The following is a 16915-nucleotide window of genomic DNA, read 5'->3' as shown; positions in this document are numbered from 1 at the left end:
CTGAGTCGTCACGCGGGGGTGTGGTGTGAGCTGGGTCTACCTGGTGTTGGCGATTCTCTTGGAGGTCTCGGGCACCACCTGCATGAAGCTGTCGCACGGCTTCAGCAAGCCGGGGCCATCGGCCCTGATCTTCATCTTCTATCTGCTCAGCATCGTCTCGCTGACGCTGGCGGTGAAACACATCGACATCAGCGTGTCATACGCGGTGTGGTCCGGGCTGGGCACCGCGATCATCGCCACCATCGGGATCGTCTGGTTCGGCGAGCCGCTGACGGCGTTGAAAGCGGCGGCGCTGGGCTTGATTATCATCGGCGTGGTGGCCGTGAACTTGAGCTGAGCCGCGGCTCGCACTGGATCAGCGCGCCTTCACCGCCGCATCAGACTTTTTCTCTTGCCAGCCGAGCGCTAGCCGCTGCATATATCGCGGCGGCAGCCGGCAGGGCCGGTCCTGCCGGCGGGAGAGCGCGGTGGCAGATGGGAATGTCCGAAATCTGAGCGGCGGGTCCCAATGATGACACGGTCATCGTGGCGCCGGCGGCGAGAGCGAGCGGTGGCGCTTGTCGGTACGCCCGTTAACGCCGCGCTCGCGGCGGCGCTGGTTCTCACGCTGATGGCGATCATAGGATGCGACCGCGGCCCGCCGCGCTCGCCGCCGGCGGCGTCGCGACCGGCGCTGCCCGCCGAAGGCACGCCGGCATTCGTCGATGTCACCGCGGCCGCCGGGATCGACTTCGTCCATTCCTTCGGTGACGAACTGTTCTCGAACCTCGTCGAAGCCGTGGGCAGCGGCGCCGCCTGGCTCGATTACGATCAGGATGGTTACACCGATCTCTACCTCGCCACCGGGAAACATCACCAGGCGATCTCGAAGGGCGACGCCCCGCGCGGGGCTTGGCTCAACCGGCTCTTCCACAACCGCGGCAACGGCACCTTCGACGATGTGACCGTCACTGCCGGTGTCGGCTGCGCCGGCTGCTATTCGATGGGAGTGGTTGCCGGTGATTACGACAACGACGGCTTCCCCGACATCTACGTCGCCAATTACGGCCCCAACGTTCTGTTTCACAATCGCGCTGACGGCAGCTTCGAGGACGTGAGCGCGCGTGCCGGGGTCGGTGATCCGCGCTGCTCGGCGGCGGCCGCCTGGCTCGACTACGACCGCGACGGCTGGCTCGATCTTTACGTCGGCAACTACATTCAGTTCGATCCCAAATACAACCTGTACTATGCCCCGGACGGCTTTCCCGGACCACTGGCCTACGCCGGCGAGCGCGACCTTCTCTACCGCAACCGCGGCGACGGCACCTTCGAGGACGTGACCGAGCGCGCCGGCATCGACGGCGCCGGCCGCGCCATGAGCGTGGCGGTTGCCGATCTCGACGACGACGGGTTTGACGACGTCTACGTCTCCAACGACGCGATGGAGAACTTCCTTTACCTCAACCAGGGCGGCAAGCAGTTCCGCGAAGCCGCGCTGCCGGCCGGCGTCGCCTACAACAGCGCCGGTGACTCCACCGCGCACATGGCGGTCGACTTCGGTGATTACGACGGTGACGGCCGCGTCGACATCTTCGTCTCCGACAGCTCGCTCTCCTCGCTCTTTCACAACGACGGCGAAGGCCGCTTCAGCGACGTCTCGGTCGCGGCCGGCGTCGGCCGGCACAGTGCGCAGTTCGTCGGCTGGGGTTCGTTCTTCTTCGACTTCGACAACGACGCCGACCCCGACATCTTCAAAGTCAACGCCGACCTCTCGCGCCTCTTCGGCCAGGAGGGCCAGCTGTTCGAGAACCAGCTGGGCCAATTCCGCGATGTCTCCGAGCACTGGGGCGACTTCTTTCAGCACGAGTGGATGGCGCGCGGCAGCGCTTACGCCGACTACGACAACGACGGTGACCTCGACGTCATCGTTGTCAACTTGAACAGCCCGGCGGTGCTCCTACGCAACGACGGCGGCAACCGCAACGCCTGGATCGACCTGCAACTGCGCGGCGCGATGGGACGTAAGCCGAAGGGCGCCGCGCCGCGCTCGAACCGCGACGGCCTCGGTACCAAAGTCACGATAACCGCCGGCGGGCGCACGCAGGCCGCCGCCCGCCGCTCGAGTGCAGGCTATCTCTCGCAGAACGATCCGCGCTTGCACTTCGGCCTGGGGTCGGCCGAACTGGTCGAGCGCATCGAGATCCGCTGGCCCTCGGGCAAGGCTCAAGTGCTGAGTGATACAGCCGTGCGGCAGGTGCTGAGCGTCGAGGAGCCCGATGCTTAGGGCCGCCACGAGCGGCCGGCAAACAGTGATCGCGGCCCTGGCGCTCGCTGCTCTCGTGTTGGCTCGCCTGTGGTCCGCGCCCACGGTGGCTAGCCGCGGCGCCGACGGCGCCGATACGCTTGTTCTACCCGACGGGCGGCGCGTGTTCGCGCGCGCGCCCGCCGGCGCTGCCGGCGGCGCGGCCAGCGCCCTCTACGTGTCGCCAATTGATGGCCGGGAGGCGCGTCGTATCACTTTCGGTGAAGCACGGGACCGGGCGCCGGCGCTGCTGCCCGACGGCCGTATCGTCTTTCGGCGCCACCCGCTCGAGGGCGCGGCCCCGGGCCGCCTGTTCGTGGTCAATCCGGACGGCACCGGGCTGCAGCTCTTCAGCGCGCCGGCCGACCGCGCTTCGATCGAAGGCGGGCCGTGGCTGCACGACGGGCACGTGCTGTTCACCGAGAAGATCGGCGAAGGCGCGAGCGAGCGGCTCGTCTCGGTCTCGCCCCACCAGCCGTTGGGCGAGCGCGCGATCCTCGCCGGCGGCGCAAACGGGGGCGCGGAGGCGCGCGGATCGCCGGTGAGCTTCGGCAAGTCGGCGCAGGCGGCGGCGCCGCAGCCCCGGCCGCTCAGGCTCACCAGCGTGGTCGACGAGCGCAAGTCCAGCGGCACGCTGCTCTGCCTTGATGTTTACGCTTCACGCCTGGCGACGATGGCGGCGGCCACGGGCGGCGTGGTGCGGGCCGTGCGCGTGCTGGCGGCCGGCGGCACGGTGCTGGGCGAGGCCCCGGTGGAAGACGACGGCTCGTTCTTCATCGAGGTGCCGGCCGACCAGCCCTTGCACTTAGAGCTGCTCGACGGCACCGGCGTGCGGGCAGCAGATCACAGCGGTTTCTGGGTGCGGCCGAACGAGAACCGCGGCTGCATCGGCTGTCACGAGGACCCCGAGCTGGCGCCCGACAACCGCGTGGTGCGGGCGCTATCGCGCCCGGCCACGCCGCTGGCGGCGGCCGACTCGCAATCCGAGGCTCACTCGCCGTGAGCTGGAGAGGAGGCATACGGCACAAGCTGGGCCGCGCTGCGCTGGCGGTGCTGGTGCTGCTTTTCGCCGGCGCGGCCGCGTACCGCGGCGCGAGCGAGCACGTCCGCTTCTACACCGGCGCCGAGCCGGCCGCGGTCGGCTGCCTCTCCTGCCACTACGTCGGCTACGGCGGCACCCTCGGCGACCGTCTCGCCCGCCCCGGCTACCGCTCCCCCCTCAATCTCACGGTGTCCGCCGACGGCCGGCGGCTCTACGCCACCGCGATGCAAGCCGGCGCCCTGCTCGAAGTCGACCTCGACTCCCGGCGGCTGCGGCGGACGATCGCAGTCGGCGCCAAGCCGCACAGCGTCGCGCTGGCTCCTGACGGACACCGCGCGTACGTCTCGAACGCAGGCGAAGATTCGGTTGTGGTTGTCGATCTCGACGCCGGCGCTGTGAGCACTACCATCGCGGTCGGTGATGAGCCCGCCGGGCTCGCGCTCACAGGCGACGGCGGGACGTTGTTGGTCGCGAACTGGTTCAGCAACGACATCAGCGTGGTCCTGCTGGCCCGCGGCGCCGAGGTTAGGCGGCTGCCGGCCGGTAGCAACCCGTACGCTGTCGCGCTCACGCCCGACGGCAAACGCCTGCTGGTCACCGGCCAGCTCTCGTACCCCAAGAGCCGTCCCGAGCCGCCGGTCTCCGAGGTCACGGTCATCGATGTCGAGCGGCGCGTGGTGGCGACCCGCAGCGCGGTGGTGAACGCGCACCTGCTCGAAGGAATCGCGGTGGCGCCGCAAGGCGACCTGGCGCTGTTCACACTGGTGCGGCCGAAGAATCTGCTGCCGGCCATTCAGGTGGCCCGCGGCTGGATGATGACCAACGGCCTTGGCGTCATCGATCTCAAGACTGGCCGTGTGGCGCAGGTGCTGCTCGATGAACCCAATGCCTTCTACGCCGATCCCTGCGACGTCGTCATCACGCCCGATGGTCGACTCGCGTTTGTCAGTCATTCCGGGGTGGACGTGATCACGGTCATCGACGTCGAACGACTCCGTGCCCTGCTGACCTCGGCCTCGGCCGATGATCTGGCCACCTTCGCCAACCATCTCGGCCTCAGCCGGCGCTACGTGCGCGCGCGCATCGCCGTCGGCGCCAACCCAAAGGGGCTGGCGGTGGCGCCCAACGGCAGGTGGCTCTACGTTGCCGAGCGGCTCGCCGACCGCATCGCCGTGATCGACCTCGAGCGGCTGGTGGTGGCGGAGACGATCGACGTTGGCGTCACTGAGAGTGAAACCGTGCTGCGGCGCGGCGAGCGGCTGTTCAACAGTGCCGCGCGCACGTTCCAGGGCCAGTTCAGTTGCCGCAGCTGTCACCCCAACAATCACGTCGACCGCTTGCAGTACGACTTCGAGCCCGACGGCCTCGGCCGCAACCTGGTCGACAACCGCACCCTGCTCGGAATCGACGGCACCGCCCCGTTCAAATGGGACGGTAAGAACACCAGCATGTACATGCAGTGCGGCATCCGCTTCGCCCGCTTTCTCACTCGCGTCGAGCCCTTCTCGCCCGCCGATCTCAACGCCCTGGTGGCGTTTATGCGCTCCTTGCGCAACCCGCCCAACCGCCACCGTTCGCCGGGCGGCGCCCTGACCCCGGCGCAAGCGCGCGGCCGAGCGCTGTTCGAGCGCGGCACCATGCGCAACGGTAAGCCGATCGAGGCTAAGGACCGCTGCATCACTTGCCACCCGCCGCCGCGGTTCACCGGCCGGCAGCGGTTCGATGTCGGCTCGGCCTCCACGACCGACGATCACAAGGAGTTCGACACGCCGCAGCTACTCAACCTCTACCAGTCGGCGCCCTACCTCCACGACGGCAAAGCCGCCTCGCTGGAGGAGATTTGGACCCGCTTCAACCCCTACGACACTCACGGTGTCACCATCGACATGTCGAAGAGCGATCTCAACGACCTGATCGAGTACCTGAAGACCTTGTGAGGGAATGGCATGAGCATGGACCCGAGTGCCTGGTGTTCGCGCTGGTTGCGCGCGCTCTGCGCCCTACTGCTCGTTGGCCTTGGCCCGCCGCGCGGGGTCGAGGCCGCAGAGGTCGATGTCTTGAGTGCCCCGGTGATCGGGCGGTGGACCAACTTCTCCGTCGCCGCTGGTCTGCCGTCACAGAAAGTTCTTGCCATCCGGGTTGACGGCGACCGGGTCTGGGCCGGCACCGAGTCGGGGTTGGCGTGTTACGAAGATGGGCGCTGGCGCTCGTGGGGTGTGCAGGACGGGCTGCCGCATCCGGTCGTGCTCGCGCTCGATGTCAGCCCGCGCACTGGTGATCTGTGGATCGGCACGATGGGCGGCTTGGCGCGCTTTTCGGGCGGGCGCTTCGATGCCTTCACCCAACTTTCCAGCGGACTTTCCAACGACTTCGTCAACGACGTCGAATGCGATCCCGACGAGGACCAGATCTGGGCCGCCACGGCGATGGGCGCCAGCCGGCTCGACCTACGCACCGGCGCCTGGACGGTTTTCACCGAGCAGAACACGCCGATGGCCGAGCCTTGGACCTATTCGGCCGCCATCGAGCGCGGCAAGGTCTACCTCGGCGCCTGGGGCGGCGGCGTGCTGGAGCTGGAAAAGACCACCCAGCGCTGGCGCGAGTACCGTGATCCCGACAAGGAGATGGAGATCGATCTGCTGCCTGACGACGGCCCGGTGCATGATGTCACTGCGGGTGTTGACTTCAGGGACGGCCTGCTGTGGCAGGCTAGCTACTTCGGCCTGGCGCGCTATGACGGCCGCGCCTGGCGCAGCTATTTCGCCGAAGACAGCGGCTTGGCCAGCAACTTCGTCCAGTTCGTGCGGGCGCGCGGCCGGGTCGCGTGGTGCGCCACGGACAAGGGGCTCAGTGCCACTGACGGCGCCAATTGGGTGAGTTACCGGCGTGCTGAAGATGGCCGGGGCGAGGTCCGCTTCAGCCGCGGCCGAGAGCCCGCGGCTACGCTCGTCACCGAGAGCGCGATGGCCCATAGTTTCGTGCTCGGGGTGGACTTCCAGGATGACATGCTTTGGCTCGCCACCGAGCAGGGCGTCAGCCGCGGCCAACCGGATCCGCATCTGACGATCCCGCCGATACCCGCGGCGGGCGCGGCAGCGCTGCCGGCGCCCGCCGCGCCCGCCGCGGTTCCGGCGCGTTTTCACTACGCCAACACGCCCGAGGAACTCCTGCCCTATCGCCACCTCGGCGTCTACCACGAATTCTTCACCACCGCGCCCGAGTTCCTCGGTGTCGGGAGGGAGAAGCCGGCCCTGCCGGTCACTGAGGTGCGGATCGGTTTCATCGGTCCGCTCGAGGATCAGGACCGGCCCACGCTCCCGCCCGGATTGCGTTCGGGGGTACAAGGCGATCCCAAGGCCGAGCTGTTCGGGCGCCCGATGCTGCGCGCCGCGCAGCTTGCGGTTGAAGACGCCAACCGCGCCGGCGGTTTTAACGGCCAGCCGTTTGCCTTGGTGCGCCGCACCGACCTGGTGCAATGGGGTCAGACCTCGAATGAGCTGGCGCAGTTCGCCTACGCCGACGGCGTGTGGGCGATCTTGAGCGGCGTCGAGAGTAACCACCAGCACGTACTTGCCCGGGCCACCTTGAAAGCCGAGGTCCCGATCGTTAACGCCGGCTCCTCCGACCCCACGCTGCTGGAGCACGCGATCCCCTGGATCGCGCGGGTGATGAGCGATGATCGCCAGAGCGCTTATCTGCTCGCCGATTACATCCTGCGCGGCCGCGGCCTTGCGCGGGTGGCGCTGCTGCGTGTCAACGACCGCGACGGCCGGGTGGGGGTGGCCGAGTTCGTTCAGGCGATGCGCCGGCTCAACCATCCGGTCGTAATCGAGCAACGTTTCAAAAACGGCGACAGGGATTTCTCCGCGCAGCTCGATAACATCGCCCGCAGCAACGCTGAGACGCTGTTCCTGCTCGGCAACCCGCGCGAGCTGGGGTTGATCGTCAAGGCGGTTCGGGCGCGCGGCCTGATACTGCCGATCTTTGCCTCCGACCGCGCCGTGCATCCGGAATTTCTTGCAGCCGCCGGCGCCGCCGCAGAGGGGGTAGTGGCGAGCGCGACCTTCAACCCGGAGCGGAACGATCCGGCCTGGCTCGATTTCCAGCGCCGCTATCGCGAGCGGTTCGGTGAAGAGCCGACGGCGTTCAGTGCCCACGCCTACGATGGCACCAATCTGATCATCGCCGCCATTCGCCGCGCCGGGCTCAATCGTGCGCGCATTCGCGATGCGTTGTTCGCCAATAAGACCTTCGCAGGTGTCACCGGCACGATCGAGTTCGACTCGACACTGAACAACGTCCGCCAGCCCTGGCTGGCCGAGGTGAAAGACGGCCGCTTCCACTACTTCCGTCCGGCGCAAAAGCAGTAGGCGCTTGTGGATCAAGGACTTTTACAGCGGATTGAACCGATTAAGCGGATTGGCCGGATGGGGACCTCCCAGCCCGCCCATCCGTTGGTCTCAATTCTCTTGATCCGTTTGATTCGTTGTAACCCCCGCTTCCGTCTTCTCACCGCGCTCATCGCATGTATCTTAGCGGCGCCGGGTGGGGCCGCTGGCGGGGGTGAGGCGCGCATCGGGATGTTTTTCGCCGCCGATGGTGCGGGCGCGGCAGCAGCGGCGGAGGTGGGCCGGGGCGCCGAGCTGGCGCTGCAGCAATGCCCGCTCGCGTGCCGCGCGGTGACGGCGGCGGGGGCCGGCCAGTGGAGCGCGGGCGCCGGCGAGTTGGTGCGGTTGGTGTACGGCGAGGGCGTACAGGCCGTGCTCGGTCCGCTTGACGGCCGCAGCGCACACCTTGCCGAACAGGTAGTGACGCGCGGCAAAGGGCGCTTCCTGCTGCTCACCCCGTGGGTCTCCGATTCGACTCTGACGCGGATCAAGGTGCCGTGGTTCTTCCGCCTGGTTCCCGATGATCGCCAGCAGGCTGCTGCGCTGCTCGAGGAGCTATACGGCGTGCGCCGCCTGGCGGTGGTGCTAGCGCAGTCGCAGTACGACTCGCGCGTGGCATTCGAAACGTTTGCGCGGGTGCTCAGTGCTCGGGGCGCAGCCGTGCCGCAGGTGATCGCGGTGGCTGAAAACGAGGCGAACGGTGACCGGGTAGCGGAGGCAGTGCGTGCCGGAGACGCCGAGGCGGTGCTTTTCTTGCAGCCCGCCGGCGCGGCGGCGCGGGTGGTGTGCCAGCTGCGCCGGGCGGGTGTCGGCTTGCCTTTCTTCGGTCCCCTGGCGCTGGCCACGACGGCCTTCCTGGCGGTGGCGGGGGAGGGGGCGGAAGGCATGGTGTTGGCCGCGCCCGCGCCGGCAGGGCCGGCGGCCGAGCGCTTTCGCTCCGAGTACATCGCGGCCTACGGGCACGAGCCGGGCGCGGCCGCGGCTTACGGTTACGATGGCGCGCGGGTGTTGCTCGCGGCGCTGCAATCCGACAGGGCGGGCGCATCCCCGCGGGCAGCGCTGGCGGCAACACGGTGTCACGGGCTGAGCGGGTGGATCGAGTTTGATGCCGCGGGTAACCGCGCCGGGCCGGCGCCGCTCGCCCGCGTGACAGGCGGCCGTTTGCAAGCGCTTGGCCTTAACCGCGATCGGGCTGCGGCAGCGCCAGTCGAGCTGGCGGCGTGTCGATGAAAGGGGTGAGCCATGATGTACGGCGAGCAACAACTGACGATCAACTCGAACGACAGCAAGTGCACGATGCGCCGCTTTGCGGGCCCGGAGGCCGATGAGTTCTTCATTCTCTGCGCGCCGGCGCGGGCGGCGGCGGGCGATGTCGCCGGCCAGACACGCTCGCTTTACCGGGGGCTCCACCAGGCGCTGGCCGCGGCTGGCGGCGGCGTACGTCACGTCGTGCACGAAACCATCTTCTTCCGTGACATCGGCCGCGACCTAGCCGCATTCCGGCGCGTGCGTACAGAGGTGCTGGGCGAGCTCAGCTGCCGAGTTTGCCGGCCGGCTTCGACCTGCATCGAGCAGCCGCCGTTGGACCCACGTGCGCGGGTTGAGATCGCCGCGCTGGCGGTGATTCCGCGCCAGCGGGCGCAGAAGTTCGGGCGCACGGTGTGGAGCGCGCCCACCTGCGGCTGCGCCGCCAGTGCGCGCTTTGCGGCGCGGGTGGTTCGCCTGGGGGCGCAAGAATACCTCTATGCCGGCAACATTTTCGGCAGCGACGGCAGCGCGTTCGACGAAGCCTTCGGCATGTTGCTCGCCGCCGAGCAGCTCTTGCGGGCGCAAGGGCTGAGCTTCGGCGAAGTGGTCCGCACCTGGATCCACTTGCGCGACATCGACCGCGACTACGCCGAGTTCAACCGCGCCCGCAGGGAGTTCTTCCGCCGCAGCGGCATTAGTCTGCGCCCGGCCAGCACCGGCATCGGGGGGGCACCGTTCGCGGGCCGGCACAATTTCTCGATGTCCCTCTATGCCATCAAGTCGCCCGCGCCGCTGGAAGTCGGGGTGATGACCACGCCCACGCTCAACGAGGCGTGGACTTACGGCGCCGATTTCTCGCGCGGGCTGAAGGTCGTCGAGGCCAACAAGGTCGCGCTCTACGTTTCGGGAACCGCGAGCGTGGACGAAGAAGGGCACACCGCCCACGTCGGCGACTTCGAGCGCCAGGTGGAGCGGATGATCATCAACGTGGAGGCCCTGCTGACGGCGCAGAACGCGTCGCTGCGCGACCTGGTCTCGGCGGTGACGTATGTCAAGCACGCCGGCGATGCCCCGCGCCTGCGCGACATCCTTCGCCATCACGGCGTCGAAGGGTTCCCCAATGCCATAGTCAATGCCGCGGTCTGCCGCGCCAACCTCCTTTGTGAAATGGAAGCCGTGGCCGCGTTGCCTCGGCAGTAGAAAGCGACTAAAGAGCCTGCGGCCGGCTTCGCTGCCGGCGCTGTCTCGAGGTAGCGGCCGTCTTGGTCGCGGAACAGGAGAGGGCTATGGCTCGCGCACGTCTGCTGACAGCTACCTACTCACTGCTGGTGATCGCAGCGGTGACACTGGTGGCGGGCTGTGCCGGTGATGACGGGCAGCCGGGGCCAACGCCCACGCCAGTGGCCACACCGACCGGCACCGCCAGCCAAACACCGGCCGCGACGCCGACGCTTACGCCGCTGCCGACCAACTCGGCGACCGCCACGCTGACCCCGACGGTTACCACCACTGCTAGCGCAACTGCCACCGAGACTGAGACCGAGACGGCCACGGCGACGCCGACGGCCACCGCGACCGAGACGCCGACCGCCACGCCCACCGATGCGGTGGCGGCCGCGACCGGCCATTGCATTGATTGTCACGCCGGCATTGAGACGGCACACACTAAGTTAGCCCTCGGCTGTACCCACTGTCACACCGGCAATCCGCAGGCGACGACCAAGGACGGCGCGCACGTGCAGGCGCAAGCGCCGCTGCCGCAAAACGCGACCATCTTGCCGCAGGACTATGCCGACCGCGATTACCTGCAGTTCTTGAACCCGAGCAACCTGCGGGTGGTGCGCTCAACTTGCGGCCGCGACGGCCTCGGCGGCAGCGCTTGCCACGCGCCATACGTCGACGATCTGATGAAGTCGATGATGGCCTCCACCACCGGCCATCTCACCGGCGGCGCCTACCAGAACGGCATCCTACCGGATCGCACCGCGATCTGGGGTAACATGCCGGTGAGCGACGAAGACGGCGATATCCCCGCCGAGCGCGGCGCGCTGGCTTCGCTCAGTCAAGTGCCGGCTGAGGACGAGGAGTGGCCGCTCGACTCCGTCCAGCGCCATTACGGCGATGTTCCGCGCAAGATCTGCACCCGCTGCCACCTGTGGTCGCGCGGCGCGGCGGTGCGCGGCGTAGCCGGCCAAGAAGGCAACTACCGCTCCGAAGGCTGCGCCGCCTGTCACATGCCGTACACCAACGCCGCGTTGAGCGAGTCGGGCGACCACACCATCAACAAGACCGAGGTCGGCCATCCGCGCATTCACCAGCTCACGCGCAAGATCCCGACCGACCAGTGCACCCACTGCCACATCCGCGGTGCGCGCATCGGCCTCAGTTTCCGCGGGCTGGCACAAACCCCGCCGGGAACGCCGATGGGCGACGACTACCCCGGGCTGACGCCGCGCAAGCTCCACGGCGCGTACTACGTGCAAGACCCGCAGGTGACGCCGCCCGACATTCATCACGAACGCAACCTGCACTGCATCGACTGCCACGTGCGCCGCGAAGTCATGGGCGACGGCAACATTTACGGGCACATGGATCAGGCCACCGAGATCGAGTGCGAGAACTGCCACGGCTCGCTTACCGCCTACGGCTCGATGGTCAGCACGCGCGGCTCGCCGCTGACCAATCTGGCCTGGGAAGACGGGCAGATGATGCTGACCTCGAAGGTCACCGGTGAGAAGCACGTGGTCAAGCAGGTCAAAGACATCGTCAACCCGGAGAGCCCGTTCCACAACCCGATCGCGGCTACGGCGATGAACGCCAACCACATCAAGGAAAGCGGCGGCCTCGAGTGCTACACCTGCCATTCCGCGTGGCAGAACAACTGTTACGGCTGTCACTTCAACCGCGACCTCAGCCAGAGCGCGCTCGATATGGTCGCCGGCGCGCAAACCCCGGGCAAGCCGGTGCTCGATGACAAGTACTTCGTAAACTTCAAGAACTTCCACATGGGCTACAACGCCGAGGGCAAGATCGCACCGTTTGTGACCGGCTGCCAGGTGCTGACCACTGTCAAGGACGCCGCCGGCCAGCAGATCATGCACCAGGAGCTGCCGCTGACAGCAGCCGGCATCTCCGGTTTGGCGATGAACCCGGTGCAGCCCCACACCACCCGCAAGAATGCCCGCTATTGTCTCGAGTGCCACCGTAACCCGGCCGCCCTGGGGCTGGGCACCGACGGTTTCAATCTCTCACGCACGTATCTGTTCACGCTCTCGCCGGCACCGGAGGGAGCGCTGACGGTGATCAACCGCAAGGACCCGGGCGCAGCCGGCGTGGTTGGCACGCTGGCCCTGCCCGATCCGCGAGGGCTGGCCGTGGTTACCGATCAAGTCGATGGCTTGGCCAAGCTCGCCTACGTCACCGATGGCACCCAAGGGCTGGTGGTCGTGAACCTGGCTGATCCGACGAATCCGCAAGTGGTGTCGACCACGCCGGTTGCGAACGGACACGAAGTCGCGGTCGCCGGTAAGACCCTGTTAGTTGCCGGCGGTGCCGACGGCTTGATGACCTATAGCCTGGCCGACCCGTTGCACCCGCTGTTCCTCGGCTGCCTGCGCACCACCGACGCGCGCGCGCTGGCGGTGCACGGGTTGTATGTGCTGGTGGCCGACGGCCCCGGCGGTTTGCTGGTGATCGACGTCAAAGACCCCAACGCCGCCAGCGTCGTGGCCACTCTCGACTTGAACGGGGCCGACCCAGCCGCTAACGATGCCCGCGACGTGGCGGCGTGGCCGCGGTATTCCGACCCGGTGACGGAGGGCACCAAGCCGTTCAACATGATGGCGTATGTGGCCGACGGCGCGGGCGGCGTGCGCATCGTCAATCTCGATGATCCCACCGCACCCTATGTGGCGGCGACCTTGCCGACCACCGACGCCCACGCGCTCTTTACCAAGTCGCACTACGATCCGGGTTCGAGCACGCAGAGGTCGCTCGAACGCGAGTACCTGTACGTGGCCGACGGCGCCGGCGGCCTGGTAATCGCCCGGGTCAGCAATCCGGAATCACCGGTTGTGGTGACGGCGTTCACCTCGGCGGGGGCGGTGTCTGATCTGCTGGTGGCCAACGCCTTCGAGCCGCCGAAGAACAAGGCCTACGTTTACGCCGGGCTCGCGGCCGGCGGCATGGCGATCATCGACGTGTCGGACGTGAACGCGCCGGCAGTGTTGAAGACACTGCCGGTGGCGGTCAGCCGCGGGATCGACCTCGAACGCGTGCTGCTCGACCGCATGGTGGACGAGGACGGCCGTCAGCTCAAAGACAACTCGCACCCCGGCGCTCGCCCGTTCACCCGAGCCGAGATCGAGCGCATCTCGCGCGCACCGATCGCGCCGGCGCTGCCGGCGGCCGGGCGGCGGCCGGCGCGGGCGCGTGGAGTGGAATGAGAGATGGCAAGGAAGATCAGAGGCAGCGCAGTCGCCGCGTGTGGCTGTACCTCACCGCGGCGATCTACGGCCTGACCTTCTGGTATCACCCGGCGCATGATCCGGACTTGGGCTGGCACCTTGCCGGTGGCGCATGGATCGCCGACCATCGCGCACTGCCGTCGTACGACTTCGTCAACTCGTTCAACCCGTTCTGGCATGATTATCACTGGCTCGGGCAGCTAGCGCTCTACGGGATCTATTGCCTCGGGCACTACCAGGGCTTGCGGCTGGCACTCGGGCTGCTGCTGGCCTACCTCGCCACGGTGGTGCTGGACATCGTCCTGCTGGAGTCGCCGCGGCGCCAGCCGATGGCCGTCACCCTGGCGGCCTTTTTCGGCGCCATGGCCCTCATCGGCCACGTCGTGTCGGTGCGGCCGCAAATGCTGTCGCTGTGCCTGGTGGCGCTGGCGGTGCGCCGGCTGATTCAGAGGGCGGCCGCTTGGGAGCTGCCGTACTTGCTGGGGCTAACCGTGGTGCTGGTGAATGTTCACGTTTACTGGGCGTTGATCCCGGCGCTGTGGTTCTTCTACCGTTGCGCCCCGCGCTTCACCGGCAGTGATAGGTTCGGCGCCGCCTACGCCTGGGGCGGGGCGGTGCTGCTGAGTGGGGCGGGACTGATTTCGCCTTACGGCTTGCTGCCGTTCGGATTCATGCCGCCGTCTCTGTTCATGAACTATGCCCTGTTGTGGGACTACTTCACCATGCCGGCCGAGCTGAAGACGACCATTGGCGAGTTTCGCGGCGCGCTTGCAACCGAAGGCTTCACCCCGTGGCTGATCCTGCTTTACGTCATCGTGGTGGCGCGCACCTTCAGCTGGCGCCGCTTGGTGGCGCGGATCGGCGCGGGGCTGTCGGCGGTTGTGTTTGTCCTGCTGGCAATCGGCAGTCTCAAATTCGTCGCGGTATTTGCGGTGGCCGGACTGCCCTACTTCGTGCGCCAGCTGCAGCTACTGGCGCACGTGCCGCTGGGTCGGGTCCGGCGCTGGGAGCGGCCGGTGGCCAGCGCGATCGTGGCGCTGGTATTGCTGGGCGCCGCGGTACATGCCGCTCGCCACTTCCCCTGGCTCCACGATAATGACGAGTACATCACCGCGATGCTGCCAGTGGCCGCTTGCCGGCACATCACGACTCTCGACCTCAGCCCGCGGCCGCCGCGCGAGCACCTGCGGGTGCTGACACACTTCAACCACGGCGGCTGGTGCCGCTGGATCTTGTACCAGCAGCGGCCGGATCTCGACTTCCGCGTCACCACTGACGGTCGCACACAGTGGGTGCCGGCCGAGCACTTCCTGCGGGCCTACGATGTCATGAACGTGAAGAACGACTGGCTGAACACGCTGAAGCGCTGGGGTCCCGACGTGCTGGTGATTCCGGCCACGCACGCCTTGGGTAATGTTCTCGCCCTCGATCCCAAGAGCTATCAGCTGGTCTTTCGTGACGAGAGCTTTCTGGTATTCGTGCCGCTGAGGCAATAGACCTTCACCCCGCCTCCTGGCTGCCGACGACCCGGCCGTGGGCGATCGAGTAATAGCGAAGGCGGCCGGGCATATGTGACGATATGCCGCCGATAATTACGGCCGCGCTCAGCAGCGCCACCCGCAGCTCCCAGTTGACTGCCACGGCTGCGACGATCACGATCTTGGCCATCGCGGCCAGGCCCCGCACCTGCATCAGCCACAGTGGCGAGCGGTACATCTCCACGGCCATCAGGGCTGCGCCGGTGGCCACCGTGGCCCAGAGTGCCGCGCTCAGCCGTTGCGGCGCCACGTCATAGATGTGGCCGCCATACAACGCCCCGAAGGCCAGCAGGTGGGCCGTGCGCAACGCTATGCGAACGGCGCGCACGCCCGGAAACGGCCGCGGCTGCTGCCACGGCTCCAGCGCCGTTCGTGCGATCTTGCTCTGCTCTGCTGCCATCGTGCTGGCGCCGCCCGGCCGGCCCGCGCGACCGAGTATGGGCACAATCGCAGGCTATGGGAAGCAAGGCCGCAGCCTCGTTCGTTGTTGGCCCCAAGCCCCGGCGGCACCGTTTGTCCCCCGGCCGAATCGGCAGCGGTCAGCCCATAGAGTGACCGCGGTCAGGCTTGAGCCGTGCTTCCTGTGGCTCCGGATGTTATGCAAGTCGGTGCTCTACCCGGGAGCAGGAGGAGGAAGGGGTGGATCTCGTCTTAGGTAAGCCATCGCGCACAAAGGGTTTATGGTTACGCGTGGGGGTGGTAGCCCTGACGGTGGTGCTCTTGCCAGCGCTGCCCATCGCCGCCGAAACGCACGACGAGGACGAAAGCCCCGGCCGATCCTTCTTCTACAAGGAAGCCGTCTTCTCGGCCTTTTACTCCCCCAAGGGTACGCGGGGCGTGCCGCCGGGCGACATGACGAAGGACCACTTCGAGCTTTCGCCCCGGCCGCCGGGCAACTACATCGGCGCGGATTATGTCCAGACGTTCAACGCGCAGTCGTGGATCAATCGCCAGGCGCTGCCCGATTGGTTCCCGTTGACCGCGATGGATCTGCATCCGCGGCTGGTCTACGACCGCATGGAGGACGGCACCGGCCTGGAGCCGATCAAGTTCGCGCCGCAGGATTTCTGGTTCCGCTTCAACCCGGAAGGGATGGACCGCTTCACGCTGCGGGTCGGCGAGTTCGTGATTCCCTACGGCATGAACCCGGTGATGGCGCCGCGCCAGCGCTTCCTGCTGCCGCTCGAGGGCACCGACTTGGGGCTCAAGTGGGACTGGGGCGTCAGCCTCAAAGGTCCCGCGGCTGAATACGACTGGGAGGTTGCCGCCACCATCGGGTCCGGCGAGGCGGTGCACTCCCCCGACTGGTTCGGCGGCGCCGAGGATCGCACGTATCTGCTCACCGGCCGCTTCGGCACGCCGACTTACTGGGACCTGCAATATGGCCTCTCGTTCCTTTACGGCGATCTGCCGACCGTGCGGGCGGTGAAGGTGATGGACGACCGTTCCATCTCGCGCTGGCGCCTCGGCGCCGATCAGCTGTACAAGTACGGCACGTACTTGATGATGGGAACACAAATGACCTTCGGCCAGGACGGCTTCCAAGGCGACGGCCGTCTGGTCGGCATCACCGGCGGTGAGACCGCGGAGGTATTCGGCGGCCTGGCGTGGGCCGACTGGATCGTCCCGATGCACCAGGATCTCCGTTTCGCGGTCCAATTCGAGTCGGTCATCCGCGATCTTGGCACCTCGAACTCCGACGACACGGCGGGCATCTTCGAGATTGGCTACTCCATTCTCACGCAGGTGTCCGCCATGCTGGACTATCGCGCCGACGTCAATCGCTCGATGGGTAAGGATGATCATGAGATTTTCCTCACGTTGGTATACTACGGCCAGTAGGCGAGCGCTGGTGATGGGATCACAGCAACGGCTCCCTCTCCTCGCATCATTTCGCGGGAAGAGGGTCGGGGTGAGGGGCTCGTGCGTTTCTGGCAGCACGAAGGATGCGA

The 16915-nt window shown here is 67.3% G+C and carries 11 protein-coding genes; 10 read left to right on the top strand and 1 reads right to left on the bottom strand.

Annotated elements, in window-relative coordinates:
- The first annotated feature begins 25 nt into the window (after positions 1–25).
- From HY699_07270 to HY699_07230, 9 genes are all read left to right on the top strand, one after another.
- On the top strand, positions 26–337 hold the full coding sequence (locus HY699_07270) for a multidrug efflux SMR transporter (GenBank protein ID MBI4515600.1): 312 nt from the start codon (positions 26–28) through the stop codon (positions 335–337).
- Positions 338–508: 171 nt separating this feature from the next.
- Entirely contained in the window at positions 509–2263 is a 1755-nt protein-coding gene (locus HY699_07265) for a CRTAC1 family protein (GenBank protein MBI4515599.1), read from the top strand.
- A complete protein-coding gene (locus HY699_07260) occupies positions 2256–3284 on the top strand; it encodes a hypothetical protein (GenBank protein ID MBI4515598.1) in 1029 nt (342 codons plus the stop codon). Before HY699_07265 ends, HY699_07260 begins: the two co-directional genes overlap by 8 nt.
- On the top strand, positions 3281–5260 hold the full coding sequence (locus HY699_07255; protein ID MBI4515597.1) for a hypothetical protein: 1980 nt from the start codon (positions 3281–3283) through the stop codon (positions 5258–5260). The genes HY699_07260 and HY699_07255 overlap by 4 nt, the downstream gene beginning before the upstream one ends.
- 9 nt (positions 5261–5269) lie before the next feature.
- The gene (locus HY699_07250) at positions 5270–7693 is read left to right on the top strand and encodes an ABC transporter substrate-binding protein (protein ID MBI4515596.1); all 2424 of its coding nucleotides are present in this window, start codon (positions 5270–5272) and stop codon (positions 7691–7693) included.
- 210 nt (positions 7694–7903) lie between these two features.
- The gene (locus HY699_07245; GenBank protein MBI4515595.1) at positions 7904–8941 is read left to right on the top strand and encodes an ABC transporter substrate-binding protein; all 1038 of its coding nucleotides are present in this window, start codon (positions 7904–7906) and stop codon (positions 8939–8941) included.
- Between the two features lie 12 nt (positions 8942–8953).
- Positions 8954–10159 carry a hypothetical protein gene (locus HY699_07240; protein ID MBI4515594.1) on the top strand — a complete coding sequence of 402 codons (1206 nt, stop codon included), beginning with the start codon at positions 8954–8956 and terminating at the stop codon, positions 10157–10159.
- Positions 10160–10245: 86 nt separating this feature from the next.
- Entirely contained in the window at positions 10246–13404 is a 3159-nt protein-coding gene (locus HY699_07235; GenBank protein ID MBI4515593.1) for a hypothetical protein, read from the top strand.
- Complete coding sequence (locus HY699_07230) at positions 13401–14921, top strand: hypothetical protein (GenBank protein MBI4515592.1); 1521 nt, start codon at positions 13401–13403, stop codon at positions 14919–14921. Before HY699_07235 ends, HY699_07230 begins: the two co-directional genes overlap by 4 nt.
- Positions 14922–14925: 4 nt before the next feature.
- Here the strand turns inward: HY699_07230 and HY699_07225 are convergent, their stop codons facing one another.
- Complete coding sequence (locus HY699_07225) at positions 14926–15363, bottom strand: hypothetical protein (GenBank protein ID MBI4515591.1); 438 nt, start codon at positions 15361–15363, stop codon at positions 14926–14928.
- A gap of 239 nt (positions 15364–15602) precedes the next feature.
- Between HY699_07225 and HY699_07220 the strand changes: the two genes are divergently transcribed.
- Positions 15603–16805: a hypothetical protein gene (locus tag HY699_07220; protein MBI4515590.1), complete on the top strand. Its 1203-nt coding sequence runs from the start codon at positions 15603–15605 to the stop codon at positions 16803–16805.
- Positions 16806–16915: the final 110 nt, after the last annotated feature.

Source organism: Deltaproteobacteria bacterium (assembly GCA_016210005.1).
Taxonomy (GTDB): domain Bacteria; phylum Desulfobacterota; class Binatia; order HRBIN30; family JACQVA1; genus JACQVA1.
Note: the sequence above shows the minus strand (reverse complement) of the source record. Positions and strands in the feature narration are given on the sequence as shown.

Coding starts and splice junctions, on each gene's coding strand:
- HY699_07260 (MBI4515598.1), top strand. CDS start 2,256: ATGCTTAGGGCCGCCACGAGCGGCCGGCAAACAGTGATCGCGGCCCTG.
- HY699_07240 (MBI4515594.1), top strand. CDS start 8,954: ATGATGTACGGCGAGCAACAACTGACGATCAACTCGAACGACAGCAAG.
- HY699_07235 (MBI4515593.1), top strand. CDS start 10,246: ATGGCTCGCGCACGTCTGCTGACAGCTACCTACTCACTGCTGGTGATC.
- HY699_07265 (MBI4515599.1), top strand. CDS start 509: ATGATGACACGGTCATCGTGGCGCCGGCGGCGAGAGCGAGCGGTGGCG.
- HY699_07250 (MBI4515596.1), top strand. CDS start 5,270: ATGAGCATGGACCCGAGTGCCTGGTGTTCGCGCTGGTTGCGCGCGCTC.
- HY699_07230 (MBI4515592.1), top strand. CDS start 13,401: ATGAGAGATGGCAAGGAAGATCAGAGGCAGCGCAGTCGCCGCGTGTGG.
- HY699_07245 (MBI4515595.1), top strand. CDS start 7,904: ATGTTTTTCGCCGCCGATGGTGCGGGCGCGGCAGCAGCGGCGGAGGTG.
- HY699_07225 (MBI4515591.1), bottom strand. CDS start 15,363: ATGGCAGCAGAGCAGAGCAAGATCGCACGAACGGCGCTGGAGCCGTGG.